This window comes from Actinomyces sp. 565 (assembly GCF_010365615.1).
Taxonomy (GTDB): domain Bacteria; phylum Actinomycetota; class Actinomycetes; order Actinomycetales; family Actinomycetaceae; genus Actinomyces.
Map to the genome: position 1 here is coordinate 64337 of NZ_PIZD01000048.1, position 25353 is coordinate 89689.

At 67.5% G+C, this 25353-nt stretch carries 17 protein-coding genes and 1 pseudogene; 13 read left to right on the forward strand and 5 right to left on the reverse strand.

What is annotated here, in order from left to right:
- Positions 1 to 34 precede the first annotated feature (34 nt).
- The 8 genes and pseudogenes from prfA (at position 35) to GZ997_RS13060 (ending at position 11239) form a co-directional block, all read left to right on the forward strand.
- Positions 35 to 1129 (forward strand): peptide chain release factor 1, encoded by a 1095-nt coding sequence (gene prfA / locus GZ997_RS07340; protein ID WP_162679424.1) that lies wholly within the window; start codon positions 35 to 37, stop codon positions 1127 to 1129.
- Positions 1126 to 1986 (forward strand): peptide chain release factor N(5)-glutamine methyltransferase, encoded by an 861-nt coding sequence (gene prmC / locus GZ997_RS07345; protein WP_162679425.1) that lies wholly within the window; start codon positions 1126 to 1128, stop codon positions 1984 to 1986. The genes prfA and prmC overlap by 4 nt, the downstream gene beginning before the upstream one ends.
- 206 nt (positions 1987 to 2192) lie before the next feature.
- A pseudogene (locus tag GZ997_RS12750) lies at positions 2193 to 2951 on the forward strand (NAD(P)H-binding protein).
- A gap of 152 nt (positions 2952 to 3103) precedes the next feature.
- On the forward strand, positions 3104 to 3532 hold the full coding sequence (locus GZ997_RS07360) for a nuclear transport factor 2 family protein (protein ID WP_162679428.1): 429 nt from the start codon (positions 3104 to 3106) through the stop codon (positions 3530 to 3532).
- Between the two features lie 1534 nt (positions 3533 to 5066).
- Complete coding sequence (locus GZ997_RS07365; RefSeq protein ID WP_162679429.1) at positions 5067 to 5636, forward strand: hypothetical protein; 570 nt, start codon at positions 5067 to 5069, stop codon at positions 5634 to 5636.
- A gap of 951 nt (positions 5637 to 6587) precedes the next feature.
- Positions 6588 to 9506 carry a UvrD-helicase domain-containing protein gene (locus GZ997_RS07370; RefSeq protein ID WP_162679430.1) on the forward strand — a complete coding sequence of 973 codons (2919 nt, stop codon included), beginning with the start codon at positions 6588 to 6590 and terminating at the stop codon, positions 9504 to 9506.
- 163 nt (positions 9507 to 9669) lie between these two features.
- Positions 9670 to 10914 carry an alpha-amylase family protein gene (locus GZ997_RS07375; RefSeq protein ID WP_162679431.1) on the forward strand — a complete coding sequence of 415 codons (1245 nt, stop codon included), beginning with the start codon at positions 9670 to 9672 and terminating at the stop codon, positions 10912 to 10914.
- Positions 10901 to 11239, forward strand: coding sequence for a CPBP family intramembrane glutamic endopeptidase (locus GZ997_RS13060; RefSeq protein ID WP_343212298.1), 339 nt, complete (start codon positions 10901 to 10903; stop codon positions 11237 to 11239). The genes GZ997_RS07375 and GZ997_RS13060 overlap by 14 nt, the downstream gene beginning before the upstream one ends.
- A 102-nt stretch (positions 11240 to 11341) precedes the next feature.
- Here the strand turns inward: GZ997_RS13060 and GZ997_RS07380 are convergent, their stop codons facing one another.
- Together GZ997_RS07380 and GZ997_RS07385 are read right to left on the reverse strand one after the other, a co-directional pair.
- A complete protein-coding gene (locus GZ997_RS07380; RefSeq protein WP_162679432.1) occupies positions 11342 to 13798 on the reverse strand; it encodes a glycoside hydrolase family 3 protein in 2457 nt (818 codons plus the stop codon).
- Positions 13799 to 13858: 60 nt separating this feature from the next.
- The gene (locus GZ997_RS07385; protein ID WP_237564307.1) at positions 13859 to 15487 is read right to left on the reverse strand and encodes an MDR family MFS transporter; all 1629 of its coding nucleotides are present in this window, start codon (positions 15485 to 15487) and stop codon (positions 13859 to 13861) included.
- A 244-nt stretch (positions 15488 to 15731) separates the two neighbouring features.
- Between GZ997_RS07385 and GZ997_RS07390 the strand changes: the two genes are divergently transcribed.
- The gene (locus GZ997_RS07390) at positions 15732 to 17435 is read left to right on the forward strand and encodes a glycoside hydrolase family 13 protein (protein ID WP_162679433.1); all 1704 of its coding nucleotides are present in this window, start codon (positions 15732 to 15734) and stop codon (positions 17433 to 17435) included.
- Between the two features lie 201 nt (positions 17436 to 17636).
- Here the strand turns inward: GZ997_RS07390 and GZ997_RS07395 are convergent, their stop codons facing one another.
- The gene (locus GZ997_RS07395) at positions 17637 to 20120 is read right to left on the reverse strand and encodes a TIM-barrel domain-containing protein (protein WP_162679434.1); all 2484 of its coding nucleotides are present in this window, start codon (positions 20118 to 20120) and stop codon (positions 17637 to 17639) included.
- A 77-nt stretch (positions 20121 to 20197) separates the two neighbouring features.
- On the opposite strand from GZ997_RS07395, the gene GZ997_RS12450 reads away from it, so the two are divergent.
- Positions 20198 to 20488 carry a substrate-binding domain-containing protein gene (locus GZ997_RS12450; RefSeq protein ID WP_272927768.1) on the forward strand — a complete coding sequence of 97 codons (291 nt, stop codon included), beginning with the start codon at positions 20198 to 20200 and terminating at the stop codon, positions 20486 to 20488.
- Positions 20489 to 20523: 35 nt separating this feature from the next.
- On the opposite strand, the gene GZ997_RS07405 is transcribed toward GZ997_RS12450, so the two are convergent.
- A complete protein-coding gene (locus GZ997_RS07405; protein WP_161923848.1) occupies positions 20524 to 20808 on the reverse strand; it encodes a hypothetical protein in 285 nt (94 codons plus the stop codon).
- Positions 20809 to 20830: 22 nt separating this feature from the next.
- Complete coding sequence (locus GZ997_RS07410) at positions 20831 to 22000, reverse strand: ROK family transcriptional regulator (RefSeq protein ID WP_162679435.1); 1170 nt, start codon at positions 21998 to 22000, stop codon at positions 20831 to 20833.
- A 146-nt stretch (positions 22001 to 22146) separates the two neighbouring features.
- On the opposite strand from GZ997_RS07410, the gene GZ997_RS07415 reads away from it, so the two are divergent.
- Genes GZ997_RS07415 through GZ997_RS07425 form a run of 3 tightly spaced genes read left to right on the forward strand, consistent with a single transcriptional unit; the run spans position 22147 to position 25298 of the window.
- Entirely contained in the window at positions 22147 to 23415 is a 1269-nt protein-coding gene (locus tag GZ997_RS07415) for an extracellular solute-binding protein (protein WP_162679436.1), read from the forward strand.
- Positions 23416 to 23435: 20 nt separating this feature from the next.
- Positions 23436 to 24371 (forward strand): sugar ABC transporter permease, encoded by a 936-nt coding sequence (locus tag GZ997_RS07420; RefSeq protein ID WP_237564308.1) that lies wholly within the window; start codon positions 23436 to 23438, stop codon positions 24369 to 24371.
- Between the two features lie 6 nt (positions 24372 to 24377).
- On the forward strand, positions 24378 to 25298 hold the full coding sequence (locus GZ997_RS07425; RefSeq protein ID WP_238994337.1) for a carbohydrate ABC transporter permease: 921 nt from the start codon (positions 24378 to 24380) through the stop codon (positions 25296 to 25298).
- Positions 25299 to 25353: the final 55 nt, after the last annotated feature.

Genomic DNA, 25353 nt, shown 5'->3' on the forward strand with positions numbered 1-25353 from the left:
CGCATATCCCCTCCGGGCCGGAGAAAGGTGAGTTGTGAGCGTCGAGGACTTCTCCGCCGTTCAGCCTCTGCTGGAGGAGCACACCGCGATCGAGCAGGACATGGCCGACCCCGCCACCGCCTCCGACCCCGGAGCCATGCGCCGCCTGGGTCGCCGCTATGCCGAGCTGGGCCGCATAGTAGAGGCGTACCGCGCCTGGAGTGCCGCTGCCGCGGACTTGGCCGACGCCGTCGAGCTGGCTCGCGATGACGCGGACTTCGCTGCCGAGCTGCCTGCACTGCGCCAGGCCGAGCGGGACGCCGCCGCGCGCCTGCGGGAGGTGCTCGCCCCGCACGACCCAGACGACGCCCGTGACGTCATCATCGAGGTCAAGGCCGGCGAGGGCGGGGAGGAGTCCGCTCTGTTCGCCTCCGACCTGGCCCGCATGTACACCCGCTACGCTGAGCGCATGGGTTGGGCGGTGGAGGTTATGGACGCCACCGACTCCGAGCTCGGCGGCTACAAGGATGTGCGCCTGGCTATCAAGGCGAAGAGCGCCGTCGAGCCGGCCGACGGCGTGTGGGCGCACCTGAAGTACGAGGCGGGCGTGCACCGGGTACAGCGCGTACCCGTCACGGAGAGCCAGGGCCGCATCCACACCTCCGCCGTCGGCGTACTGGTGATGCCGGAGGCTGACGACCCCGGGGAACTGGAGATCGACGCCGCCGACCTGCGTATCGACGTGTTCCGCTCCTCCGGGCCCGGCGGGCAGTCCGTCAACACCACCGACTCCGCCGTGCGCATCACCCACCTGCCCACCGGGATCGTCGTGTCCATGCAGAACGAGAAGTCCCAGTTGCAGAACAAGGAGGCGGCCCTGCGGGTGCTGCGGGCGCGGCTGCTTGCCGAGCGTGCCGCCGCGCAGGCCGCCGAGGCCGCTGCCACCCGCCGCTCCCAGGTCCGCACGGTCGACCGCTCCGAGCGCATCCGCACCTACAACTTCCCCGAGAACCGCATCGCCGACCACCGCACCGGCTATAAGGCCTACAACCTCGATGCCGTGCTCGACGGCGACCTGGGTCCGGTCATCGACTCGGCCATCGCCATGGATGAGGCCGAGCGCCTGGCCGCCGCCGGCGAGCAGCCGTGAGTGCACTCGACCGCTACGCGCTGCGGCGTACGGTGCGCGAGGCAGGACTGGCCCTGGTCCGCGCCGGGGTGGCCTCGCCGGAGGTTGACGCCCGGCTGCTGGCCGAGCACCTGCTGGGCGGGCCGGTGCTGCTCGCCGACGGCGCCCCGGAGGACTTCGCCGCCGCGTACGCGCAGCTCGTGGAGCGACGCGCCGCCCGCGAGCCACTGCAGCACATCTTGGGCGTGATGTGGTTCCGGGGACTGGAGTTGGCCTGCCGGCCCGGTGTGTTCATCGTCCGCCCCGAGACGGAGGTGGTTGCCGGGGCCGCCATTGATGCCGCAAGGGCGATCGCTCCGGGGGAGGAGGCCGGCGTCGTCGACCTGTGCACCGGGTCGGGTGCCATTGCCGCCGCTGTGGCCCGGGAGGTGCTCACAGCTCGCGTGTGGGCGGTTGAAGCAGCCCCCGACGCCGTTGCCTTAGCGCGGGAGAACTGCGAGCGCCTGGCGCCGGGTCGGGTGAAGGTGATCCACGGCGATGCCATCGACCCGGCCGTGCTCGACGAATTGGACGGGAGAGTCGATGTGGTCGTCTCCAACCCGCCGTACGTGCCCGCCGGGGCGGTGGAGGACACCGAGACGGCTGAATACGATCCCCACGTCGCCCTTTACGGCGGGGGAGAGGACGGCCTGGAGACTCCGGTCGCCGTCGTCGCCCGGGCCGCTGCCCTGCTGCGTCCGGGCGGGGTACTGATCATGGAGCACGACCCCGGGCAGTCCGCGCCGCTGCGGGCCGCCGCCCGAGAGACCGGATTCGCCGTGGCTACCACCGGAGTAGACCTGACCGGGCGGGAACGCTTCCTGCGGGCAGTACGGTAGGTCGACCGGTCGCAAGCGTTGCGGCTCGGCTCAGGGGGAGACCTGCCAGACCCCGTCTCGTGGGTCCTGGAACCGCCGCTCGGCTTACGGCACGATTCTGCGTGCCGGCAGGCAGAACCGTCTTCGCCACGGTCACCCGAGCCGGTAACACCACGCGGCCGGGGCTCACCCGGCCCGAACCACAAGTGCAGGAAAGAGCACCCCTTATGACCACCATCCTCGCCATTGGAGCCACCGGACAGGTCGGACGCGTCGTCGTCGACGAGGCGTTGCAGCGCGGCGTGGGGGTCCGGGCCCTCACCCGTAACGCCGCCCGCGCCCGCCGCTCCCTGGCCGACGGCGCCGAGATCGTCGAGGCGGCCGCCACCGACACGGAGGCGCTGCGCCCACTGCTGCAGGATGTCGACGCCGTCGTACTCACACACGGTACCGACAACGACGGTAAGGGCGGCGCTACCTTCTACGACGTGGTTCGCGCCGTCATCGACGCCCTGGGGGACGGCCCAACCCACATCAGCCTGATGACCACCATGAACGCCTCCCACTCCGCCCGCGCCGGAGCCAGCAGCTAAGGGTTCGTGGAGTGGAAGCGCCGTGCCGAGCGGCTCGTGCGCGCCTCCGGCCACCCCTACACCATCGTGCGCCCCGGCTGGTTCGACCACCAGGGCCCCGCCGACCGCCAGATCGACCTCAAGCAGGGCGACCTGGTCACCGGGCAGCCCGGAGTCGACCGGCGCCACATCGCCCAGGTACTCCTGGAGGGCGCCCTCAACCCCTCCGGCGCGCGCCGCACCGTGGAGGTATTCAGCAAAGCCGGTACCCCCGTCACCGACTTCGAGGCCCTGTTCGCCGCGACGCGTGCGGATGAGGAAGGTGTGATCGACGGCGTGCTCGACACTAACAACGTGCCGCTGGCCAGCGAGCCGCAGCGCGTCCAGGACGACCTCGCCCGACTTGGCAAGTGATGGGGCTAAGAGAGGCACTCATCAAAGCGGTTCCGCCCCGCAGCATCGTCGCAGGCGTACCGGCGCGAGTAATCCGCGAGAAGTAGCCGCACTGCCGGACGGCACAGACGCACGGACTCAATCCGAACCACCCTGAGAAAGTGAGAACACTGATGCCTACCGAACTCGAGCACAAGGACGCCATCCGCGAGGTCATCGACCGCTTCTCCAACCTGGAGGTAGACGTCGCGGAGCAGTCCAAGCTGTTCACCCCGGACACGCACGTCGTGGTCTACACCGCCGATGGCTTGAAGATGATGGAATTCGATGGCGCCGACCAGCTCGTCGAGCTCTTCGGAGCCGCCATGGCCGGCGTCAAGACCTCCTTCCACATCAACGGCCAGCAGGTCATCACGCTCGACGGCGACACCGCCACCGACGTCCACTACGGCCAGGCCCTGCTCGTCCAGGAGCAGGACGGCAGGGACGTGCTCCTGTCCCACTCCATCCGCTACATCGACACCCTGGTCCTGCGTGACGGCAACTGGCGTATCAGCCGCCGCGAGCAGCACTTCGTGATCTCCGAGACGCGCGACTACTGACGCGCACTCCTTGATGCGTTGACGGCTGAGCCCGCCTCCCGATTGCGGGGGCGGGCTCAACCGTAGCTTTGGCTAAAAGACGGTGGTGCGCGCTCCTTCAATTCAAGACTGCTCGCTTGGTGGGCTGCGCTAGGGCGGGGTTACCGGTTCTTCCGGTGTGGGGGTGTGCGCGGTGGGGCGAGATACTGCCTGACTATCCGTCACCGAAACACGCCAAGAAACTTGACCAAGCCCGAGAGCCACCAAGGGGTGATTGTCATGATTCGGGACAAACGGGTTCGGCGGCGCCGGCGGCCGCGAGCGAAACGTTGGAATCATGCGGGCGCCGAACCACGCTCGGCGGGTGTTAAGGCTCGTTTGTCCCGACTGGTGACACTCTCCGTCACAATCCACAGCGATTTGCGGGCCGATGGCAAGCCGGTTGTTTCCAGCACGCCTGCAGACAGCCCGGCATCCTACCCACATGTTGTCCCGCCATCCCTCCGCACCCGAAAACAGGAAGAGGCTGTCAGCTACGCCGGTTGGGCGTTAACAACGCTACTTAACGTTTAGCTGTATACCTCAGAGCCCTTCAGCAGACCGTTAACAGGCGTTGTTAACCCCGAAATGGCGTAGCAGATGGCCCCACCGTCGGCCCTTGGAAGGCACAGGCAGTCAACCCCGGCGCGGTGAACTGACCCGGCTACGGACGGCGGTGGGAAATGTCCGAGATCGGCATAAAGGACTCTGAGACGGCGAGTGTTACCTGGCAGATCGTTGATATTCCGCGCTTTCGTCGGCTGCGATGCCGCCGAGCGGCGGCGTTTATGCCGATCTCGGACAGTTACGGGGAGTGGCGTAGTCTCCCCAGGCGGAAGTTAGGTATTCTCCAAAGCCCGAGCCGCTCCTCGTAGCCAATCTCAGTCGATGGCTCCATCAGAGGGTAATAACGCCTCATTCTGTGGTAGCAGCGTCGGCGCCTTCTGCGTAGCGGCCTCGGCCGCATCCCATAGGTAAGCCGCGTTGTCACCGCACATATAGGTCCTCTGCCGTGGCCAGAACCGACTCCCGGAAGTAGGGGTTACGAAGAGAATCTGTGGTCACTAGGTCTACGGAGCGGCCCGTCGCCCGCTCCAAGGCCTCCTACAGGCCAAAGAAATCGTCGAAGTGGCTGCCTCGGCGTCCACAGCTCTTGCAGGCCGACCTGAAGCAGACGGCGGAACACATCATCGTGGCCAGGTCGGGGTCCGCAAGGACTTCCGCGATCAGCATGGATACGGCAGGCTTGCTGGTGGGGCGTCGTGGGTGGATCTTCCTAGTGAATCTTGGTCGAGAATCTGGGCTCCCACGATGCCCCACCCGCAGCGCCTACGACGCCGCTGGAGGGACCCCCGCGCGAATTGCCACCACACAACGAGACTCACCACCTGTGCCTAGCGTTGTCGTGCGAATAACATAACGATAGTCTTGACTTAAGGGTGCATTTTTGTTTAACTGATTGCTGAATGTAGTCAGATGTGCACCAAAGGTGTGATGTATTGTGGGGGCAGTTACGGTGTCTTCGCTGCTTAAGCAGGTGTTAGAGAGCAATATTGGAAGGCGGTTGTTGTGGCAATTGCCGCATTTGTTGGTTGTGGCGTGTTTTTGTGTCCAGCGTCCTGTGTTGACTATTGCGTCTGATGTGTTGGAGTGGGCCGGATTTTCTGCGTTGCGTGTTTCGGAAGTTGCGAGTTGGGTTGCTGGGCGAGCTTATGTTCTCGGCGCTCTGGCGTTTGTTGTTTTGGTACTCGTTGCGTTACTTTGGTCGGTTGAGGGTGTTTCCACGGAAAGGCTTCTGGTAATTCTTAGCTGTGCCACGCTGCTGTTGTGGCAGGCTGCAGGCGCGCCTTGGCCTGCGGTTGTCGTTGTTGCTGCTCGGGTAATTATTACTTGGCTGTATTCGCGTTTGACGCGCGATGAGTCTCATTTTGCAATTACTGTAATTGGGTTGATGACTGTTATCGGGTCGCCAGTATTTACCTTTATGTCTTTGGTCTCGCCTGGTGACAGCGGTCATAGTCGTGAAATCGCTGTGCGCTTGAGTGGGCCGGTACGGGTGCAGCAAGTCCCGCTTGAAGCGCCATAGGGGGCTTTGGTTGTAGGTGTGCGTGCCCGTGTTGCTAATTCTGTCTATCTCAGCTCCAGCGGGGGGTGTGGATCGGTGGCAAATATTGATCTCGCGGCGAGCGGCGTGTTGTGAAACGTCGTCACTTTAACGGCTCGCAATTTTAATGTCGGTCGGTCCGTTCGTTCGTCATCGATTTCGAGAATCGGTCACGGCGCACCCGGCGATCTGCATGTGGTGGACCGGGCGTGGGATGATGATTCGTGTGTTTCGGTGGTCGTTCGTGTGGTTATGGTCGAGGGCCGGTCCAAGCATGCCTTCAAGCATTGGCTCTAGGACCTGCCCGAGACGCTCCGGGCTCTTCCGGTTTGAGGGTGTGGTGGTTCCGGCCGGGGGCTGCGGCGTGGGGGTGATGAGGTAGGTTTCGGGCTGATATGGACATGTTCAGGCTGACGAGGTCGTGCTCGACCGGCGCAGGTCGTTGTCGGGTGGGCGGGGACGTCGTTAGTCGGGCGGGGGCGCTCTCGCCGTTGGCGGGGCGGTCGTCGCCGACGCGGGATACACCTCCAGGACGCGGACAACCCGCGTCCTGGAACAACCGACCAGGCGATCCGGGCTGGCTCTTCGTGCTTGTGGGTGTGGCGGCTGGCGTGTTGCGGGGTGAGGGATCCGGTGAGCCTGCCGGTTCACCACGCCGCACTCGTCTGTCGGCAGCCCCGGCGTCCGGAGGTGGGTTCATCTGCAACGCCACTTCGGGGTTAACAACGCCTGTTAACGGTCTGCTGAAGGGCTGTGGGGCATACAGTAGACCGTTAAGTAGCGTTGTTAACGCCCAACCGGCGCAACAGACGCTTCAGCCCGACTCAACCACCACACCCATGAACCGGAAGAGCCGCGTTGGGCGGGAAGCGGAGGCTGGGAGCCGCCGCGGTGCGCGCCGTCTCGAGTCGACCGTCTAGGCTTGGCCCCGAGATGAACGACGCGATGAACTCCCTCTTCGGTGCACTGCCCATGCCCGGTTCCGGCTCGGAGACCACGCCTCCGCCGGAGGCCGCCCTGCCCTCGCTCGACCCGGCCGGCGCCGGCTGGGATGACGAGAGCTGGGCCGCCGTCGAGCCTCCGGACGAGGAGGACCTGGCCGCCTACGACCCCGCGGAGGAGACCTCCGTCCCGTCCGCCGCCGGCGCGGCCGCCGTCGCCCCCACCTGGGAGGAGCGCCAGGCGGAGGTCTCGGCTCTTGTCGCCCGCGCTCAGGCCAACGCCGTGGCCGCCCGGACTCGCGCCGGCGTCGACGCCGAGGGCGCAGCGAACCGGACGGTCGGCCCCGGCGCCCTGCGCGGCTACGGCATCACCACCGACCCGGCGGGCCTGCTCACCGGCCTCAACCCTGCCCAGGAGCAGGCAGTCACGCACGCCGGCTCCCCGTTGCTGATCATCGCCGGCGCCGGCAGTGGCAAGACCCGGGTACTGACCCACCGCATCGCCTACCTGCTGGCCACCGGCCGGGCCCGCCCCGGCGAGATCCTCGCCATCACCTTCACCAACAAGGCCGCCGCAGAAATGCGCGAGCGCGTCGCCGGCCTGGTCGGGCCGGCGGGGGAGCGCATGTGGGTGTCCACCTTCCACTCCGCCTGCGTGCGCATCCTGCGCCGCGAGCACGAGGCCGCCGGGCTGCGTTCCACGTTCTCCATCTACGACGCCGCCGACTCCACCCGCCTGATCACCCTGATCGTGCGCGAGCTCGGCATCGACCCCAAGCGCTTCACCCCCAAGACCTTCGCCGCCCGCATCTCGGATCTGAAGAACGAGCTGATCACCCCGGCGGAGTTCGCCGAGCGCGCCGTGACCTCCAACCCCTTCGAACGGCACCTGACCGAGGTCTACAGCGCCTACGCGCGGCGCCTGCGGGCCGCCAACGCACTGGACTTCGACGACCTGATCATGCGCACGGTCCAGCTGCTGCAGGCCAAGCCGGCGGTGGCGGAGATGTACCGGCGCCGCTTCCGCCACGTGCTAGTCGACGAGTACCAGGACACCAACCACGCCCAGTACGTGCTGGTGCGCGAGCTTGTGGGCGGGCCCGGCACCTCCGGCGCCGGCTCGCCCTTCCCGCCGGGTGAGCTGACCGTGGTCGGCGACTCCGACCAGTCCATCTACGCCTTCCGCGGCGCCACCATCCGCAACATCGAGGAGTTCGAGCAGGACTACCCCAGTGCGCGCACGATCCTGCTGGAGCAGAACTACCGCTCCACCCAGAACATCCTGTCCGCCGCCAACTCCGTGATCGCCCGCAACACCGGGCGGCGGGAGAAGAACCTGTGGACCGCCTCCGGCGACGGCCCCAAGATCATCGGCTACGTGGCCGACTCTGAGCACGACGAGGCGCGCTGGATCAGCTCCGAAATCGACCGCCTGGCTGACGAGTGCGGTATCCGCCCCCGTGACGTCGCCATCTTCTACCGCACCAACGCCCAGTCCCGGGCTCTGGAGGAGGCCTTCGTCCGCTCCGGCCACCCCTACAAGGTGGTCGGCGGCACCCGCTTCTACGAGCGGCGCGAGATCAAGGACGCCATCGCCTACCTGCGCGCCGTCGACAACCCCGACGACGACGTCTCCATCCGCCGCGTCCTGAACGTCCCCAAGCGCGGCCTGGGAGACAAGGCGGAGGCCGCCCTGGCCGAGCATGCCGCCCGCTACGCCGTCTCCTTCGGTACCGCCGTGGCCGACGCCGCCAGCGCCCCCCGCCCGGGGGAGGGCGAGGGCGCGGAGCCGCCCGCCGTCGTCGGGCTGACCACGCGCGCCGCCCGGCAGGTGACGGGCTTCCACGAGCTGCTCACCTCCCTGCGGCACGGCCGCGACGCTGGCGACGGCGTGGCCGACATCCTCGACGCCGCCCTGGACGCCTCCGGCTACCTGGCGGAGCTGCGCGCCAGCGACGACCCGCAGGACGCCAGCCGCGTGGAGAACCTGGCCGAGCTGCACGCCGTCGCCTCCGACTTCCAGGCCGCAAACCCCGACGGCACGCTTGCCGACTTCCTCGAGCGGGTGTCGCTGGTGGCCGACTCCGACCAGCTGCCCCCGAGCGCCGATGCCGCCGACCAGGCCGAGGCCCAGGCCCGCGAGCAGGGGCAGGTCACCTTGATGACAGTGCACACCGCCAAGGGGCTGGAGTTCCCGGTCGTATTCGTAACCGGACTGGAGGACGGCACCTTCCCGCACTCGCGCTCACTGGCGGAGGAGACTGAGCTGGCTGAGGAGCGGCGCCTGGCCTACGTGGCCGTTACCCGCGCCCGTGAGCGCCTGTACCTGACCCGTGCCGCAGTGCGCTCCGCCTGGGGCAGTGCCACCGCCATGCCCCCCTCCCGCTTCCTCGACGACGTCCCCGAAGACACGATCGAGTGGAAGCGCATCGCCTCCTCCATGGATGCCCTGCGCGGCGGCGGCACCGGCTGGGGCGCCTCCTGGGACGAGGGCGGCTTCGGTACGCGCCGCGGTAACGGGCGCGGCAGCGAGGAGAGCCCCGACGACGACGGCGACTTCGCCCCCGCCATTGGCTCCGGCCGCCGCACCCGCACCGGCAAGCTGGGGCGGGTGGAGACCCCCAAGGACCGGGCAGAGGCCCGACGTGCCAAGCGCCTGGCGGCGCGCGGCAAGCCGGTGCGCCTGGGCACGTCCCAGTCCGGGGCGGAGTCCGCGGAGGCCGCCCTGCCCGCGGCCGTGGCCGGGTTGCGGGCCGGGGACCGGGTACGTCACAAGACCTACGGGGAGGGCAGCGTCATCGCTATCGAGGGCACAGGCCGCTCCACGGTCGCCCGCGTGGAGTTCATGATCGACGGGGCCCGGGCGACCAAGCGCCTAGTGCTGCGCCTGGCACCCGTCGAAAAGGTCTAAGCGGCGGTCCTCCCGTCCGGTGACATGCCGCCCGGCGGAACCTCTGGCGCAGGGCCGTGATGCTAGGGTGATCAGGTTCACCCGGAGCACGGCCGTGGCGAGAACTCCCCGGCGGATTCGGTGCTGAGACAGATCCGAGCTGGAGCCCCACTTAGGAGTATCTGTGGCCTCATGGAGTGATTCCTGCATCTGGTGGCACGTCTACCCGCTGGGCTTCACCGGCGCGCCGATCCGGCCCACGCAGGCCGAGCGCGCACTCACCCCGCGTCTGGACGCCCTGGAGCCGTGGCTGGACTACCTGATCGAGCTGGGAGCCAACGGCCTGGCCCTGGGGCCGATCTTCACCTCCGAGACCCACGGCTATGACACGGTCGACTTCTACTCCATCGACCCGCGCCTAGGGGATGACGCCGCCTTCGACCGGCTGATCGCCGCCTGCCGGCGGCGCGGCATCAACGTCATGCTCGACGGCGTGTTCAACCACGTCGGCACCGGCCACCCCCGCTTCCGTGCCGCCCTGGCCGAGGACGCGGCGTCCCAGGAACTGTTCCTCCTGGAGCACACCGACGCCGGCGTAACCCACCAGGATTTCGAGGGGCACCGCGGCCTGGCCGCCCTCAACCACGACTCCGACGCCGTCGTCGAGCTGGTGGCCGACGTGATGCGCCACTGGCTGCGCCGCGGGGCCATGGCCTGGCGGCTGGACGCCGCCTACGCCGTGCCGCCGGAGTTCTGGGCCCGGGTGCTGCCGCGCGTGCGCGAGGAATTCCCCGAGGCCTGGTTCATGGGCGAGGTGATCCACGGCGACTATGCCGAGATCGTGGCCCGCTCCGGCATGGACTCGGTGACCCAATACGAGCTGTGGAAGGCGATCTGGAGCTCACTGCTGGATGAGAACTTCTTCGAGCTCGACTGGTGCCTTAAACGCCACAACGAGCTGCTTGCCGCCTTCACGCCCCTGACCTTCGTCGGCAACCACGACGTCACCCGCATCGCCAGCAAGATCGGTGACGCCAAGGCCGCCCTGGCGGTGGTGCTGCTGTTGACAGTCGGCGGCATCCCATCGATCTACTACGGGGATGAGCAGGCCTTCCGTGGCGAGAAAACCGAGCGCCTCGGCGGCGACGACGAGGTGCGTCCGGCCTTCCCCTCCGGCCCTGAACAGCTCTCAGCCCTGGGCGCGCCGATGCTGTGCCTGCACCAGGACCTGATTGCGCTGCGCCGTCGTAACCCGTGGCTGACCACGGCCACCACCGTGACCCGTCACCTCGACAACCGCGCCTACAGCTACGAGACGGTGGGCCCCGGCGGGCAGCGCCTCGCCGTCGAGCTGCGCCTGGAACCAACTCCGGGAGCCGTGGTGACCGCCCCCGACGGGCAGGTGCTGCGGGTTGGTGAACAGGCATGAGCAATGGCTTGGTACGGGGCGGGCACTGGCACTGACCGCGGTATTTTTCGGAGCGGCGCATATCACCAACCCGGAGGCGAGTGCTTTCGGCGCCGTGGCGATCATGCTAGAGGTGGGCATCCTGCTGGGCGCCTGCTACCTGGTCACGCGCCGCCGTGGGCTGCTGCGCCGCCCGCGCGCAGGCGCAAAGACTCAGCGCCGTAGCGCAGAGGGGTTAGCGGCTTTTCCGGCCGGTGGGTGTCGGGCTGAGGAGGGGCGGCTGGCATGCCGGTCCCGGTGCCTGTTGAGACGGAGTGTCCAAATCGATGACAAGCACCGTCCATAACCCGTGAGAGCCGATGCAGCGCCCGCACGATTCCAACGTTTTGTTAGCGGCTGCTGTTGCCTCCAACCCCGTTTGTCATCGATTTGGACACCTCAGCCCGGCTCAGGCTTCGGCAGCCGCCCGCGCGGCGGGCGTGGTGGCCGCCATGCGCAGCACGTGCAGCGCCGTTTGCTGCAGTTCACCAAGAGTGAGGTGCTCGCCGCTGGCGTCGTCCGGGGAGTATCCAGCCAGTACGGCGTCGTCATGGCCGTCCGCACGGGTGGATGACCAGGTGACGCCGCCGGGCATGAGCACGTCCACGCCCGCGCGCACCCGGGTGGCGGAGTCCTTCAGCTGCGGGAAGAGCGGGTCCGGCGCGTAGCGCATCCACCAGTCGGTCATCACATTGCCCTGGTAGTCCCACTCGCCGCGCAGGATGGTGGTGACCAGGTCGTAGTTGTAGTGGGCCCACTGGCCATTGACCTTGTTGTAAGAGGTCATGATGTTGAGCGGGTCCGACTCCTGCACACAGATGCGGAAGCCGCGCAGGTAGATCTCCCGCAGCGCCCGCACGGACACGCGCGAGTCGTTGTAGATGCGGTTGGTCTCCTGGTTGTTGGCCGCGAAGTGCTTGGGGCAGGCCGATACCCCCTGCGACTGGATGCCGCGCACCACGGCTGCGGCGGCAAGCCCGGTCAGCAGCGGGTCCTCCGAGTAGTACTCGAAGTTGCGTCCGCACAGCGGGTCGCGGTGGATATTCATGCCCGGCGCCAGCAGCACGTCCGAGCCCTTGCGGAGCATCTCCTGCCCGTGCAGGGCGGCCAGCTCCTCCAGCAGCGGCGTGTCCCAGGTGGAGGCCAGGGCGGTGCCGCAGGGCAGCAGGCTGGCGTAGGCGGACACGCGGATCCCGGAGGGGCCGTCGGTGGTGATTACCGGGGGAATACCGAGTTCTCGCAGGTGCTCGGTCAACCCGCCGAAGGCGCCGGCATTGCCGGGTGCGCCCAGCGGGGAGTTCATCTCCACATCCCCGTAGGCCAGCTGCGCCAGGTCCTCCACACCCAGCTGAGCCACGAAGTCCTCCATGGTGGCGCGCCCGGCTACCACGTCCGCGAACCGGATGCCGACGTCGCCCGTGGGCGCAATGGCCTGTGGCAGGCGCGCCAGGATGCGCTCGCGCAGATCGACGGTGGACGTGGGTACGGCCTCCCAGCCGACCTGCGCCCGGCCGTCCGCGTCGCGTGTCACAGTCATGCGGTCGAAGGGAGCGTCGGGGGAGGGGGCGAGCGCATCCTGTAGCTGCTCGACCACCTCGGTCTCCTCCACGACTACGGCGCCGACCTCGATGGTCTGCCGCACCGAGGTGCCCACGTGCACCGGGTAGGTGCCCGCCTCCACCACCCAGGCGTGGGCGTGACCGGTCCGGCCGTCGTCGTCGAAAGCGGCCAGGCGCTCGCGCGGGAAGGAGAGCGTCACCTCCTGGGCCTCGCCCGGGGCAATCATGCCGGTGCGGGTGAAGGCGACCAGTTCCCGGGACGGGCGCGGCAGCGCCGCCTCGGCGGGCGCGCCCCGGTACGCCTGAATTACGGTCGACCCGGGGCGCGGACCGCTATTTTGCACCTGCACGCGTACGGTGACGTCGCCATCGCGGGTGGGGGAGGCATCCTCCAGGCGGGCTCCGGACAGTGCGAAAGAGGTGTAGCCCAGGCCGTGCCCGAAGGGGAACAGCACCTTCTCGGGGGCGAAGGTCTCGAAGTAGCGGTAGCCGACGAACACGTCCTCGGCGTAGTTGTTGAACTCCTCATTCCCGAAGTTCGCAGCCGACGGATAGTCCGTGTAGGTGCGGGCGATGGTGTCGGTCAGGCGCCCGCCCGGCTCCGTGGCCCCGGTGAGCACGTCGGCGACCGCACGGCCGCCCTCCATACCGCCGGGCCAGGCCAGCAGCAGGGCGGACACACCCAGTTCCTCGGCCCAGGACAGGTCCATGACATTGCCGGAGTTGACAATCACCACCGTGCTCTCGAAGTGCCCGGTGACGCGCTCCAGCAGGGTGCGTTCGGTGTCAGTGAGGTAGTAGCCGCCCGGCTCTAGCACATTCTCCCGGTCCTCACCCGCGGCCCTGCCGATCACGACGACGGCGGTGCGGGCCCGGGAGGCGGCCGCAGCGACCAGCTCCTGGCCCGCCTCCATCTCCGGGTAGAAGCGCGGCCAATTGCCCCACTCCTCGGTGGGCGGCTCCTGCGCGTTGCACCACTGCCGGTAGGTGGAGGCCAGCTCCGCGTCGACGCTGACTCCGCGCTCAACCAGGCTGCCGAGCAGATTGGTGGTGTATACGGGGTTGACGTCACCGCCGGAGCCATAGCCGACGGCGAACCAGTCGATTTGCACACGCCCGAAAACCGCTACCGGCTCGGCAGGGGACAGGGGCAGCACGCCGTCGTTGGTGAGCAGGACGGTGCCCTCGGCGGCGGCCCTGCGGGCCAGCTCGGCCAGGCGGGGGTCATAGTAGCGGTCGGAGTCGTGGTCGGCGGCAGCGGAGGTGTTCAGGTTCTGGGCGACCTCGCTGGTGGTGTTGGTGGTCATGGCTGATCGTCTCCGTAAAAGTACATGCAGGTCGTGTGGGACAGCGGTGTCAGGTCAAGCCTAGCCGTTCGCGCCGTCGGTGTGTCGGGCATTATCGGTACCGTCTGCGGCGAGCTCCTCCTCGAGCTGCTCCAGACCGGTCTTGGTCGACAGCGGGATCGGCCTGAACAGGGCGGCGACTGCAGCCGCTAGCAGCAGCATCGGGGCCAGCGCCAGCAGCACGGGAGCCAGCGCGTGATGGTAGGCGTCCACCACTGCGGCGCCCGTGGCGGCGTTCAGGTTCCGGGCAATCGCCGGAGTGATTGAGGCGGCTGCCTGCGAGTCGAGGCCGAGGGAGAGCAGGGAGGCGGTCAGTCGGCTGGTGAACAGCACCCCAACCACCGTGTTGCCGATCGAGACCCCGATCTCCCGGAAGAAGTTGTTGGTGGAGGTGGCGGTGCCGAGCATGCTGGCGGGCAGCGCATTCTGGATGACGAGGACGCTGAGCTGCAGGAACATCCCGATGCCGATTTCCAGTATGAACACCGCCACGCCGGTCCAGGCCACGTGGGCGTCGGCGGGTAGCAGACCCAGCATGGCCATTCCGGCCGCGGCCACCAGCGAGCCCACGATCGGGAAGGGCTTGTAGCGCCCGGTGCGGGTAACCAGCGTGCCCGACAACAGCGATCCGGTGAACATTCCGATGCTGCCCGGCACAAGCAGCAGGCCAGACACGGTGGCAGAGACTCCGTGGACCATCTGCAGGTAGGTTGGCAGGTAACCGTTCATGCCGAACATGCAGGCGGCCATGAGCACCGAGACGACGGTGGCGATGACGAAGGTGTGATTGGTCAGCACCTGCAGCGGCAGGATCGGGTCGGTGGCTCGTCTCTCCACCGGGACGGCGGCGGCCCAGGCAGCCACGGTGACGCAGATCAGCCCGACCATCACCGGGTTGTTCCAGGCGTACGTGGTCCCGCCCCAGGTGGCGATGAGCACGATCCCCGCGGCGCCGATGCTGGTCAGTGTCAGCCCGGCCCAGTCGACGCTGAAGCTGCCGACGCGCCGCGGCATGCGCAGCGCGATGGCCACCGCCACCCAGGCGAACAGACCAAAGGGCAGGAAGAACCAGAAGATCCAGCGCCAGCCCAGCCAGTCCGAGAGCCATCCCCCCAGAAGCGGGCCCAGGATGGCGGCAATGCCGAACATGGCGCCCATGGGTGCCATGTAGGTGCCGCGTACACGCGGCGGGATGATGTCGCCGGTGATGGCCTGGGAGCAGATCATCAGGCCGCCACCTCCCAGCCCCTGCACGAAGCGGAAGATAGTAAAGGAGAACATGTCGGCCGCCAGGCCGCACAGGGCCGAGCCGCCGACGAACAGTGCGATGGCCAGCAGGTAGAGCTGCTTGCGACCCACCAGGTCGCCGAGCTTGCCGTTGATCGGCATGGCCAGCGTCTGTCCGAGCGTGTAGGCGGTGATGGCCCAGGACATGTGCGCCACGCCGCCCAGGTCGCCGATGACGGTTGGCAGCGCTGTGGCGATCACCGTGTGGTACATCGCGGTGAGGAACTGAACCATCATTAGGCAGATGTACACGACCCAGAATCGCCGGTCGGGGCGGAAGGTCATGCCCGCGACGGTGCCGGAGATCCCCTGCGAGCCCGGCTGCGGGCTCACATGTGCGTCTTGCGTGGGGGTATTGCTCATAACCTCGCGTCTCTCCTCACGGCGCGCCAAGTGGGGAGCGGTCCGGAGCCGGGAACGGCGCGTCGCGCAACAAATTTTGCCAAACGGACGGGATCGCTGGGAAATGCCCGCGGAGAGGTATTGGGCACCCCAAGTGCACCGGCGCCGCCAAGCGCGGAGCTGGTGATCGGACTATGTACCATCCACCTGCGCCCCCGGGAACGGTTGCTCCCGGACTAGCCCCGTTCCACGACCAGAAGACCTCATGACCTTTCTTGCTCCGCTCGTGACTGTGCGCACTGACCAGGACGCCTGGTGGCGCGACGCCGTCATCTACCAGATCTATCCGCGCTCCTTCGCCGACTCCGACGGCGACGGCCTCGGTGACCTGCCCGGCGTCACCTCGCATATGGACCACCTGGCCGCGCTGGGGGTGGATGCAATCTGGCTGTCGCCCTTCTACCCATCTCCGCAGGTTGACGCCGGCTACGACGTGGCCGACTACTTCGGCGTGGCCCCCGAGTACGGGACGCTGGATGACTTCGACGATATGGTGGCCGCTGCTAGCGCCGTCGGCATCAGGGTTGTCATCGACCTGGTGCCCAACCACTCCTCTGACCAGCACGCCTGGTTCCGTGCCGCGCTGCAGGCGGGCCCCGGCTCGCCGGAGCGCGAGCGTTATATCTTCCGCCACAACCCGGACGGGCCGCCGAATAACTGGGGCAGCCTGTTTGGCGGCCCGGCATGGTCTCGGGTCGAGCCGCTTACCGGCCGGAGGGAGGACCGCGGCTGGTGGTACCTGCACCTGTTCGCCGCCGAGCAGCCCGACTTTAACTGGGACCATCCCGATGTACGCGGGATGTTCCGTGAATTCCTGCGTTTCTGGGCTGGGCGCGGGGTGGATGGCTTCCGCGTGGATGTCGCCCACGGCCTGGTCAAGGCTCCCGGCCTGCCCGACGACGCTCTGGGGGAGGACCGCTGGCGCGGTGCCCCCGTCGGCGATGAGCGGCCTAAGACCGCTGACAACGGTCCCATGTTCGACCAGCCCGGCGTACACGACATCTACCGTGACTGGCGCAGCGTGCTCAGCGGCATACGCCCGGACATTCTGCTGGTGGCAGAGGCCTGGGTGGATCCGCCCGAGCAGATGGCCAAGTACGTCCGCGAGGACGAGATGAGTCAGGCCTTCAACTTCAACCACCTCAAGTCCCCCTGGCGTGCCGCTGACCTGCGCCGCGTCATCGACGCCTCAATGGCCGCCAACGCCGCCGTGGGCGCGCCAACCACCTGGGTACTGTCCAATCACGACGTCGTCCGCCACGCCACCCGCTTCGGATTTCCCCCGGGGAGGGAGCCGGACGACGGTATCGGCGCCGAGGATCCGCAGCCGGACATCGCCCTGGGGCTGCGCAAGGCCCGCGCCGCCACGCTGTTCGCCCTCGGTCTGCCCGGAAGCATGTACATGTTCCAGGGGGAGGAGCTGGGCCTGCCCGAGCACACCACCATGGAAGATGCCTGCCGCCAGGACCCGGCCTGGCTGCGCACCGGCAAGCGCACGCGTGGGCGCGACGGCTGTCGTGTGCCGCTGCCCTGGGCCGCCGATGGACCCGCCTGCGGCTTCAACGCCACCGGACGGACCTGGCTCCCGCAGCCTGAGGGCTGGGGTGCCTACGCCCCGGCCGTACAGGCGGCTGATCCCGACTCCACCCTGGCCATGTACCGGCGTGCCATCGCCGCCAGGCGTGAATGGCAGCTGGGGAGAGGCGGGGTCGAATGGGTGGCGGGTCTGCCCGAGCAGGTGCTCGCATTCCGCAACGGCGAGGTCATAGTTGCGATCAACATGGGAGATGAAGAAGTCCGATTGCCGCGGGCGGGCACCGTACTGGTGCAGTCTTGGAACGGGCAGACGGGCGGGCGCCTCGACGCCATAACCGTTCCCGCTAACGCGGCCCTGTGGCTGGCTGCCTGAGCGGCCTCCGCGCTGACGAACGGTCCGTCAGGCCACGCCACAGGTGCCCCGGTTAATCCGGAGTAGCGCTCGATAAGCCTCGTATTCGGCCTGCCCGCTCTCATTCGGGATGCGGTTCCCCGGTTTGGACTGCCCCGGTGTGCAACCGGGGCAGTCCAAACCGGCGTGAGCGCTGCAAACTGACGCGAGCACTCCAAACGGCTAAGCCACCTCGCTGATGGCGGCCAGCAGCTGCTCAGGCAGGCCGGCCGCGCGCAGGCCGCCAATGAGCGCACCTCCGGTCGCACCGGAGGAGACCACGCCCCAGGCCCGGTCCTTGGCCGGGTAGGACATCTGAGCTGGTTCAAGGATCCGGAATACCTCGTCTGCCAGCGACGGCGGCCTGGTGCTCACGCCCGAAAGCTCGAGCACGACGCCGTCGGCCGGACGCACCGCGCCCAGGGAGACATCCAGGCCAGCACCAAGCGTGAAGCCATCGGCAGGGCGTTCCTTGAGGGGGACCTCGGCGCCGTTCACACGGGCCGTGGCCCGTCCGCCGGTGGACAGCAGGTGCACGGTGATCTCCCGCTCGCCTGGCACGGTGCTCTCCGGACCGTCCTGGGTGATCTCCAGGCGGGCCGAGCCGGCCGCCTCGTCCCAGGCCAGTGTGAAGCGGGTGCGCACCACGGCGTCGGGACCGGGCTCGGGAGAGCCGTCGTCCTCCTCGAGCACGAACTCGCCGTCGGCCCCCGGCACCACGAGCACGGAGAGGTGACGCGGGTTGTCGCCGGCCGCCTCGGTGAGGTCCTCGGCGCCGACGACTACGGACCCGGCGCGTGCCAGGACGGGCACCTGCTCTAGGGGACGGGAGAAGGTGAGCACGCGGCCATCGGCGGCAGCGGCGTCGTAACGACGTCCGGTGGGCAGGTCGAACCAGGTGCCCTGGGGCAGCCAGGCCTCCTCCTGGGCCAGGCGCGCGGCCGGGTCGGCGGGGCGCGTGACAGGCATGACCAGCAGGTCCCCGAAGAGGAACTCATTGCGGTTGTCGTAGGAGCCCATGCGCGTCGGGTAGTCGTGGTAAAGCGGCCGCACCGGGCCGGTGCCGTCGGTGTGTGCCAGCCGGGCCCACGTGTACAGGTAGGGCACGAGCCGGTGCCGCAGCCGCAGGTATGCGTTCATGGTCTCCCGGGCGTCGCGGGAGTAGCGCCACGGCTCCTTGGAGTTGAACACAGAAGTGGTGGAGTGCATGCGGTTGATAGGGGAGAAGCAGCCCAGCTGCACCCAGCGGGCTGCCATCTCATCATCCTTGGCCCCGAGCATGTGCCCGCCGATGTCATTGGACCACCAGTAGTAGCCGATGTTGGCGGAGGTGGCGGTGAACTCCGGCTGGAAGCGCAGCGACTCCCAGGAGGTTACCGTGTCCCCGGAGAAGCCGATCGGGGTGCGGTGGCTGGAGGCGTCGGCGAACCGGGAGAAGGTGATCGGACGACGCCGATAGCTGGTCTGGCCGGGGCCGCTGCGCTCGCGCCCGGAGTCGAGGTAGTGGACGTGGTTGAGCATCCACAGCGGGTCCAGCCCCGGAATGTCGGTAGCGCCTCCCTGCTGCCAGTCCAGCCACCAGAAGTCGACGCCCTGCGCCTCCAGGGTGTGGTGGGCGTGCTCCAGGTATGCGGCGGTGAAGGCCTTGTCGCCGATGTTGAAGGGGATATCCGCACCCGTTGCGGGATCCATACCCAGGGCGCGGGCCGTGGGCGCGTAGGCGTCCTCGTGACGGCGTATGCCGGCGGCGGGGTGCAGGTTGAGTGTCACCTGCATGCCTCGCTCGTGCAGGGCCGCCAGGAAGCACTCAGGGTCCGGGAACAGCGCCCGGTTCCAGGTGTATCCGGTCCAGCCATTGCCGATTGCCGGGTCGATGTCCACCAGGTGCCAGTCCATGTCGACCACGGCCACGGAGAAGGGCAGCTGCTCGGCGGCGAAGCGGTCCATTAGCGCCAGGTAGGACTCCTCGGAGTACTTGTGGTAGCGACTCCACCAGTTGCCCAGTAGTGCCCGCGGGATCAGCGGGGTGGGGCCGGTCAGCGCGAAGAAGTCGCGCAGGGCCGCCCGATAGTCCTGCCCGTAGCCGAAGAAGTAAAGATCCTGGTCCGGTGCCCGGCCGGAGGCGGCGTCGGAGTGCGGACGCGGGCGCACCCACTCGTCCTCCTGAATGAGCAGCGAGCCGGAGTCGTCGATGACCGAGTGCCCGGTGATTGACAGCAGACCGGGCTGAACTGCGGTAGCACCATCCACAGTGTCGAGCGTGCGCACGGTGCCCCCCAGGTTGGTGCGGTAGAGCTCATCCGGGTCCCACCGGTCGCCGTGGCGCCAGGTGCCGCCATGCACGCCGATGACGGCGGTGCGCAGGGTGACACTGAGACCGGAGTCGGAAAAGCCGCGCGCCGGCAGGTAGGTCAGATGCAGGTGCTCGGTGATGATCTCGACGCGGTCCTCGCTGCGGCGGACTTCAAACTGCGGCACTGGGCCCAGATCGCGGGAGACCACCAGCTGGGTGGCGGCGTCCACGAAGTTGCCGTTGTGGGAGTACTCCATGCGGATCAGCCGCGAGGTCAGCACCGTGAAGCGCCAGTCGGGGCCGGCGACGACCGCGCCGGGGCGGGCGGGGGCGGGGCGGGGACGGTCCGAACCGGAGGAGAGGGGAGAGGTCATGGGTGGCCTTTCAAAGCGTATTTCGAGTCCGGAAGGCGGCCAGTCCGCCAGCAAGTTTTGCGATAAACGTTAGGTTAGTGCACCGCCGCGGCCCGCTCGCTGGCGGGCTCGTCCTCGCGAATCCTCGCCCTGTTTTACGGGCGGGTCAGCGGGTGCCCGAGGACGTCTCCGTGGTCGGCTTCGACGGGCTGGACCTGGCCCGCTACGCCGACCCGCCGCTGACCACCCGTCAGCCGATAAGGGACAAGGCCACTACCGCCGTCGCCTTTCTGCTGGATGAGCTGGGCGACGGTGATGGCGCCCCGCGGCAAACCGTGCTACCGGTCGCCTGGCAGGAGGGCAGGACACTGGGGCCGGCGCCGAGCTGATACCGGAAGGTGCCGATAGAACCCGAGGGGCTGCCTCACTCGCGTCGCTTGCCTTCGACATCGTCGTGCTTCAGCTTCATGGCGCCAGCGTCGAGGATGCCGATGATGGGGGCGACAAGGAGGACAAGGGGGATGTTGTCGGCACGTCCCAGAGCCGCGAAGACGGCGCAAACCACAACGGCAACGATGAAAGTTGCCAGGACATGCCGTGCAAAATGCGGCTCGGAGCGTTTTGACCCGCTGCGCTTGGAACCGCCTCCGGTGCAGCCTTGTGACCTGGACATGATGAGTTCTTCTCTCGCGGGCCGCGATGCTGTCACGACCACGTTGGTATGACATGAATCATAGTTCACCGAGGATGTGGGCGCGCAGGGCCAGGGTGGCAGCGCCGGTGGCCCATTCTGCCCGGTCGTGCTCGCGCACGACCACATCGAGCGGAGTCGCGCTGGCACGGCGTACCGCGGCAATCCCCTGCTGCACCTCGTCCTCGAAGAGCGTGGCGATGCCGGCGCGCTCGCCCGCGACCACCACGACCTCGGGCAGGGTGAACGCCGCAGCCATGCCCAGCAAGCGCCCGAGCCTGCGCGCGTAGGAAGCGCATAGAGACACGGCGTCGCCGTCCCCCGCGGTCGCCAGCTCGACGATGTCCGCCGCTGGCAGCCAGTCGTGGCCGCGCTGCACCCAGGTGTGTTCGATTGCTTCATTGGTCAGGCAGTCCATCGCCGCTGCGGCGCTGGCCGGCCGAGCGCCGTCGGGTACCGGCACCGTGCCCAGCAGACCCATCTCGGCGTCGGCGTTGGTCACGACCTGGCCGTCTACTACCAGTCCATGGCCGACGCCCGCACCCACCGTGAGCAGGCTGAAGCGGCCGTGTACCCGTCCCACTCCGAACCAGGCTTCCCGCAGCGTCAGTGCGGTCAGGTCGTTGCCGATAATGGTCGGCACGCCCAGCCGGGCCTCAACGAAATCGGCCAGAGGCACTCGGTGCCAGCCGTAGAACACGGCCTCATCGACCGTGCGCCCGTCGCGCGCGGTGCCGCCCAGGCTGATCCCCAAGCAGGAGGGCGGCGGAGCGTCCGCGGAAGCGCCGGCGAGATCGGTGAGCGCGGCGGCCAGCTCGGTGATGATTTCTGCGGGGGAGTGGCCCGTAAGCGGGCGGCGCACGGTGGCGAGAACGCCCAGGCGCAGGTCTGTCAGGACGGCCGTCAGCAGGTTCGTTGACAGGCCAACTCCCACCACGGACTCGGCGTCGGCGCGTACCTCCAGCGGAGACTGCGGCCGACCGGTGTCGGCCACCTGCAGCGTGTGCGTGGTGAGCAGTCCGGCATCCACCAACGGCGTCGTCAGACGGGTGACCGAGCCGGGGGAGATGCCAACTATGCGCATGATCTCGGGGCGCAGCAATCGTCCGTAACGCAGCAGGGCGAGCACGATCTCGCGCTGGGTGTCGCTGAGAGCGGTCCAGGGCGATGTGGGTGATTCGGTCCCGGCCGGGGCGCTTGAATCGGCCATGACCCCATCATGCCCGACTCGGGGGTGATGCTCGTGGCCGGTGGGCTTGCGCACAGGTTTCTTCTGGTGCAGAATAATCTGTGTTGCCGCCGACCGGTGGCACTCCCACCCCCACCTAACCTCAGCAAGGATGCACGGAGGTAGCCATGAGAGCACTGAGCAGGCGCTCCTTCCTCGCCGGTACGGCGACGGCGGCGGCGCTCGCGGCCACGGGCGGCACCCTCGCCGGCTGCTCGTCCGGAGACGGCAAGGTCCACCTGGAGCTGTTCCAGTTCAAGAGCGAGGCCATCACACTGTTCGACCAGATCTGCGAGGACTTCAATGCCGCCAACCCGGACATTGTCGTCACCCAGAACTTCCAGGCCGACAACATCACTTCATTGCGTGCTCGCCTGGTCAAGGGCGACACCCCGGACTTGATCACCATCAACGGCGACTACAACTACGGGGCGCTGGCGGACACCGGCATCTTCTACGACTTCAACCGCACCGACCTCCTCGACGGCGTGAACCCGTCCATCGCCTCCATCCTGGACACGCTCGGCACCGGTGGCGAGGGTCAGACCAACGGCGTGGCCTTCGCCGACAACGGCTCGGGCATCATCTACAACAAGGACGTCTTCGACTCCGCCGGCGTCGAGCCGCCGACCACCTGGGATGAGCTCATCGAAATCTGCGACGAGCTCACCGCCCAGGGCATTGATCCCTTCTACTGGGCCATCAAGGACAACTGGACCGGGGCGCCCGCCTTCTCCTCCCTGTCCGGCTCCTACCTAACCGACGGCGTCGCCGCGTGGTACGACAAGCGCCGCGACCTGGACTCGGGCACCTCCTTCGCCGAGCTCAGTCCGGTGTTCGAGAAGATGCACCAGGCGGTCCAGTACGGCAACGCCGACAAGGCCGCCCTGGGCTACAACGACGGCAATCAGGGCTTCGCTCAGGGCAAGGCGGCCATGTACTGGCACGGCACCTATGCCATTCCCGCCATCCGTTCCTACAACCCGGACATCAACCTGGGTACCTTCGCCACCCCCGCCGACAACGCTGCCGACACCAAGGTCGTCTCCGGCGTCGACGTGGCCCTGACCATGGGGGAGAACCCCGCTCACCTGGAGGAGAACCTGCGCTTCTTCAAGTACCTGATGGACGAGGCGAATATGACCGCCTACTGCGACGAGCAGGTCGCCTACCCGACCCTGACGGCACTATCCGCCCAGGACCCCGCCCTGGAGGGGCTCCAGCCCTACTTCGACGCCGGGCGCGTGGCCACCTACTCCGACCACAACTTCCCGCCGGCTATCACCCTGAACGCCTATATGCAGCAATACCTGTTCAACGGCGACCTGGACCAGCTCATCACCACCCTGGACGCCCAGTGGAACAAGGTTGTCCGTCGCATCAACGAGACAGCCTGAGGCAGGAGGACCGAATCACCATGACCACGCAAACCGCCACCGCGCCGCGGGTCGGCGACCCGCAGGCGGCACCGGGCAAGATCCGGGACAACCAGGCCAAGAAGGTCGACCCGGCCTTCATCTGGATGCTCGTCCCGGCAGCTCTCGTCTTCACCCTGCTGCTGACGATCCCGCTGCTGACGGGTGTCTTCTACACCTTCACCAACTTCAAGGGCTACGGCGACTGGCACTTCGTCGGCCTGACGAACTACAGGAACCTGTTCTCCGATGACATTATCTGGGGCTCGTACCTGTTCACCTTCAAGTACGCGATCGTCGCCTCCGTCCTGACCAACATCATCGCCCTGGGCCTGGCCCTCATCCTCAACTCAAAGATGAAGGCGCGCACCTTCTTTCGCGGCGTGTTCTTCGTGCCCTACATCCTGCCGGTGCTGGTCGTCTCCTACATCTTCAGCTACCTGTTCACCAACAACCTGCCCCAGATCGGGCAGGCGCTGGGATGGGAGTGGCTGAGCACCTCGCTGCTGGCCAATGAGGACCTGGCGTGGCTGGCCATCGTCGTCGTCGGCGTGTGGCAGTCGGTCGCCTACAACACAATCATTTACCTGGCCGGATTGCAGACCGTGCCCGAGGAGATCTACGAGGCCTCCGCCATCGACGGCGCCGGCCCGGTGCGGCGGCTGTGGTCCATGACCCTGCCGCTGATAATCCCCTACCTCGGCATCAACATGGTGCTGTCATTCAAGGGTTTCCTCGGAGTCTTCGACCAGATCGTGGCCCTGACCTCCGGCGGTCCGGGCACCGCCACCCAGTCCATCTCCTACCTGATCTTCAAGAACGGCTTCCAGGGCGGCGAGTACGCCTACCAGACGGCGAACGGCGTCATCTACTTCCTCATTGTGGTGGCGCTGTCCTTCGCCCAGCTCCGCTTCACCCAGAGCCAGGAAAGGGTCTGATCCGCCATGACCGCCACAACAGCCAACCTAGACAGTCCCCGCCCCTCCGAAAGCCGCCTGGGCGCGGCCGATCCCGAGGTGTATCGGGTGCGCTGCGCCTCCAGAGGCGTATTCGGCCGCACCAACTGGTGGACCACCCTGCTGGCGATCGTGCTCAGCCTGACCGTGCTGGTGCCGCTGTACTTCACCGTGGTCACCGCGTTCAAGACCCCCGAGGAGCTGGCCACCTCCGGCTGGGCGCTGCCCCGATCCTGGAGCCTGGACAACTTCGCTACGGCATGGGAGATGACCTCCTACCCCAGGCGGGTGCTGACCTCCGCCATCATCACCGTCGGCGCGACCGTGTTCACCCTGCTGTCCAATTCCATGGTCGCCTACGCGCTGGGTCGCAACATGCACCGCCCGTGGTTTCGTCGCCTGTACTACTACTTCGTGGCAGCCCTGTTCGTGCCGTTCCCGATCATCATGCTGCCGGTGGTCAAGGAGACCGCCCTGCTACACCTGGACAACGAGGCCGGCCTGATCCTGCTGTACGTGGTCTACGGCCTGGCCTTCAACATCCTGATGTACACCTCCTTCATCAAGTCCATCCCGGAGGAGCTGGAGGAGGCGGCCGCCATGGACGGCGCCAGCCGCTGGACGATCTTCTGGCGGATCATCTTCCCGCTGTTGTCGCCCATGAACGCGACCGTCGGGATCCTGACCTGCCTGTGGGCCTGGAACGACTTCCTGCTCCCGCTGGTGATCCTGACCGACCAGTCCAAGGCGACCCTGCCGCTAGCGCAGTACGTCTTCCAGGGACAGTTCAACACGAACTACCCGGTGTCCTTCGCCTCCTACCTGATGGCGATCGCCCCGATGTTCCTGGTGTACGTGGTGGCGCAGCGCTGGGTCATCTCCGGAGTCATGCGCGGCAGCCAGAAGTAGGGGAGAGGACATAGGCTCTTCCCAACCCCGCCGAGACCGGCACTAGTGACACGCC

Coding starts and splice junctions, on each gene's coding strand:
- GZ997_RS07360 (WP_162679428.1), top strand. CDS start 3,104: ATGCCTACCGAACTCGAGCACAAGGACGCCATCCGCGAGGTCATCGAC.
- GZ997_RS07370 (WP_162679430.1), top strand. CDS start 6,588: ATGAACGACGCGATGAACTCCCTCTTCGGTGCACTGCCCATGCCCGGT.
- GZ997_RS07380 (WP_162679432.1), bottom strand. CDS start 13,798: ATGACCACCAACACCACCAGCGAGGTCGCCCAGAACCTGAACACCTCC.
- GZ997_RS07385 (WP_237564307.1), bottom strand. CDS start 15,487: ATGAGCAATACCCCCACGCAAGACGCACATGTGAGCCCGCAGCCGGGC.
- GZ997_RS07390 (WP_162679433.1), top strand. CDS start 15,732: ATGACCTTTCTTGCTCCGCTCGTGACTGTGCGCACTGACCAGGACGCC.
- GZ997_RS07395 (WP_162679434.1), bottom strand. CDS start 20,120: ATGACCTCTCCCCTCTCCTCCGGTTCGGACCGTCCCCGCCCCGCCCCC.
- GZ997_RS07410 (WP_162679435.1), bottom strand. CDS start 22,000: ATGGCCGATTCAAGCGCCCCGGCCGGGACCGAATCACCCACATCGCCC.
- GZ997_RS07415 (WP_162679436.1), top strand. CDS start 22,147: ATGAGAGCACTGAGCAGGCGCTCCTTCCTCGCCGGTACGGCGACGGCG.
- GZ997_RS07420 (WP_237564308.1), top strand. CDS start 23,436: ATGACCACGCAAACCGCCACCGCGCCGCGGGTCGGCGACCCGCAGGCG.
- GZ997_RS07425 (WP_238994337.1), top strand. CDS start 24,378: ATGACCGCCACAACAGCCAACCTAGACAGTCCCCGCCCCTCCGAAAGC.